At 44.9% G+C, this 3,060-nt stretch carries 5 protein-coding genes; 3 read left to right on the forward strand and 2 right to left on the reverse strand.

From position 1 onward, the window contains the following. The 3 genes from F3J28_RS22405 to F3J28_RS22245 form a co-directional block, all read left to right on the forward strand. Window positions 1–247, forward strand: a 247-nt coding sequence (locus tag F3J28_RS22405) for a hypothetical protein (RefSeq protein ID WP_286178446.1), incomplete at its 5' end; no start/stop codon positions are given. A 9-nt stretch (window positions 248–256) separates the two neighbouring features. Beyond that, entirely contained in the window at window positions 257–466 is a 210-nt protein-coding gene (locus F3J28_RS22235) for a hypothetical protein (RefSeq protein WP_166879827.1), read from the forward strand. Window positions 467–1,452: 986 nt separating this feature from the next. Then, entirely contained in the window at window positions 1,453–1,566 is a 114-nt protein-coding gene (locus F3J28_RS22245; protein ID WP_166879829.1) for a replication initiation protein, read from the forward strand. A 321-nt stretch (window positions 1,567–1,887) separates the two neighbouring features. Here F3J28_RS22245 and F3J28_RS22250 read toward each other — a convergent pair whose 3' ends face one another. Together F3J28_RS22250 and F3J28_RS22255 are read right to left on the reverse strand one after the other, a co-directional pair. Then, the gene (locus F3J28_RS22250; RefSeq protein WP_166879832.1) at window positions 1,888–2,244 is read right to left on the reverse strand and encodes a HigA family addiction module antitoxin; all 357 of its coding nucleotides are present in this window, start codon (window positions 2,242–2,244) and stop codon (window positions 1,888–1,890) included. Between the two features lie 196 nt (window positions 2,245–2,440). Next, window positions 2,441–2,758 carry a type II toxin-antitoxin system RelE/ParE family toxin gene (locus F3J28_RS22255; RefSeq protein WP_166879835.1) on the reverse strand — a complete coding sequence of 106 codons (318 nt, stop codon included), beginning with the start codon at window positions 2,756–2,758 and terminating at the stop codon, window positions 2,441–2,443. Window positions 2,759–3,060 lie beyond the last annotated feature (302 nt).

Raw genomic sequence — 3,060 nt, forward strand, 5'->3', positions numbered from 1 at the left:
CCACATGGCACTTGTTCGTTCAGGCAATAAAAACAAGATTTCTGAAGCAGATGCTAAGTTCAACGCGGTGTTTGATACTGAATACAAACCGGGGGAAACGTGTGAATATGAAGGAATTTATACATGTACCGGTTGCGGTAAAGAAGTGACCATCGCAGGAGGAAAAACTATCCCCCCCCAAAACCATCACCAACACACCCCTGGGCAAGGGAACATTCGTTGGAAACTATTCGTATATGCACAGTGAGGTATAAAAATGGCTTTAAGTGATCATGAATATGTAAACTTTTCAGAAGACTACGAACTTAACTATCACCTGCGCAAAGTGGAAAAGCAGCAGTCAATCTCAAATCGTGATACCTTGCGCAAGATGGGTGTCGAGCTAAAAGCCCGTCTGAATAAGACCTACCTGACTCACACTGAGTTTCACGCCTACATCCTGACTCAATTACACCGCCTGAGTTGATAAGCATCACGGGCCGCCAATATAGGCGGCTTTTTTATGCCTGCAGATTAGCCTGATTTACCATAACATCTGTTGTCTGCACCGCCTCAGACGACCTCAGCGCACTTCTGGTGCCAGCCCCTCAAAACACACCATCTTCCCCGTCAAAACCAGCCAGAATCGCGCCTGTGAATCCTCACCGGTATGAATCGTTATTCACCAGAATCGCTGAAGGGGACTTTGGCGGCTAAAAACGGCTGTAACACCGGAAAGTACCCGTCCAGTTGCGGTAGCAACCTGCAGCCTCATAGAGCAAGAGCATGTTGAGCAGGAGCGAATAAGTTACGGCATTGTAGCCCGGAGCTGCACAGCACGTAGGACTACAATGCACATCTTGCCATCAGCGGAGATGCAACTTAACGCGAAGGTACGCAATTAAATGCAATCGTGTGAGGCTGAATGCAAAGAGATGCAATTATACGCAACGATATGCAAACACCCGGGCACCACGGGCAATAGAAACGATGACCGAAGCAATAAATGTTGAAACCTGAGGAAGTCTGAAAACAGACCATTCAGAGATAATGTGACCGTGCAAAATACAACAACGATGAAATGACGCCTCCTCGCTCACTCGGTCGCTACGCTCCGGCCGTGAGACTGCGGCGGGCGTTGCGGATTAAATCAACGCGGTAAGTTATCAACGGAAACAGTGGATAACGCTGTGAGGAGCACGAAGAGAAGATGGCAAGGAGCAGCCCAAAGGGCTGTTTTTCCATAGGCTCCGCCCCCCTGACAAACATCACAGAATCTGACGCTCAAATCAGTGGCGGCGAAACCCGACAGGACTATAAAGATCCCAGGCGTTTCCCCCTGGTAGCTCCCTCGTGCGCTCTCCTGTTCCTGCCTTTCGGTTTACCGGTGTCATTCCGCTGTTATGGCCGCGGTTTCTCATTCCACGCCTGACACTCGGTTCCGGGTAGGCAGTTCGCTCCAAGCTGGACTGTATGCACGAACCCCCCGTTCAGTCCGACTGCTGCGCCTGTTCCGGTAACTATCGACTTGAGTCCAAGCCGGAAAGACACGACAAAGCGCCACTGGCAGCAGCCATTGGTAACTGAAAATTAGTGGATTTAGATATCGAGAGTCTTGAAGTGGTGGCCTGACTCCGGCTACACTGAAAGGACAGTATTTGGTATCTGTGCTCCACTAAAGCCAGTTACCAGGTTAAGCAGTTCCCCAACTGACTTAACCTTCGAAAAACCGCCTCCCCAGGCGGTTTTTTCACTTACAGAGCAAGAGATTACGCGTACCGAAACCGGATCTCAAGAAGATCGTAGAAAAGAAATATTCAGCGCATTCACTCTCCCCCATAAAAAAAGAAGGCTCTCTGTTATGAAAGCCTTCTTTTTTTATGGATTTATATATTTTTTCAAAAAAAATCATGCAATAGCATTCTTATTTCCTGATTCTTCAGCACTATTATTCCTTTTTATAATTTGATAAAATGGGGTAACCCTATCTATTTCCTCTTGCAATCTAGGACTACTGGTAACCTCCCACAAATCAACAGACTGCTGTATGTTTAACCAGAATTTCGCGGTGGTTTCGAATGCTCTCGCCAACCTAAAAGCCATATCAGTAGATAGCTTTCTATTGTTGTTAACCAAAGCACTTACAGAATTTCTGTGTACGTTCAACATTTCAGCCAAGTCATTGATTTTTAAACCACTAGGCTCAAGGTATTCATAAAGAAGAATATCTCCGACTGTTGATGGTTTTCTAGTTGCTTGGGACATGCTTTACTCCTGAATTTTTTTACTTCTCTCGGTTAAATGAGGAAGATTAGTATTTCGTCTATTTCCAGCGGCATTGAAAAGTAATTATCTTAAATATAGTCTAACGTCTGGTTTTTCATTTTATTTATGACGTTTTAATGTAGGTGAGGAATGTCCCCACCTACACCCTAACAAGATAACAGCCACGACCTGTTATCTATTTATAATCATGAGGATCGAGATACAAACCCTCGACACCATTATCACCCCACTTAAAAATCAAGCGGTATTTCTCGTTCACCCTTATGGATGAATACCCTGTCAATGGAGGGTTGAGATTTTCAAAGCGGTTCCCAGGGGGAGACCGTAAATCTCCGACTTTATCAGCAGCATTCAGCATATCCAGCTTGCGAAGTAATGAAGCTCTTATCGCAGCAGGAATCTTTCGATTGGCTGTACCGTATTTATAAAACTGGTATAGCCAATCGTCTCGACACTGAATGCGGCAATCATCATTTTCATGATCTTGCTGCATTTTTCTTTTACCTCTTTTTTTGCCGTAAACAGGCAATGTTTCACCTTCTTACCTCCACCATATTACACCGTCAGACAAAAATGCACAATAGCACTGTGCGCTTGTGCATTTTTGTCTGACGGTGTAATATGCACATATGCACAGTGCTATTGTGCAATAAAAATAAATTTGGAGGCCACATGGCACTTGTTCGTTCAGGCAATAAAAACAAGATTTCTGAAGCAGATGCTAAGTTCAACGCGGTGTTTGATACTGAATACAAACCGGGGGAAACGTGTGAATATGAAGGAATTTATACATGT

Source organism: Enterobacter sp. Ap-1006 (genome assembly GCF_011752835.1).
In the GTDB taxonomy this organism is placed as follows: Bacteria; Pseudomonadota; Gammaproteobacteria; order Enterobacterales; family Enterobacteriaceae; genus Cedecea.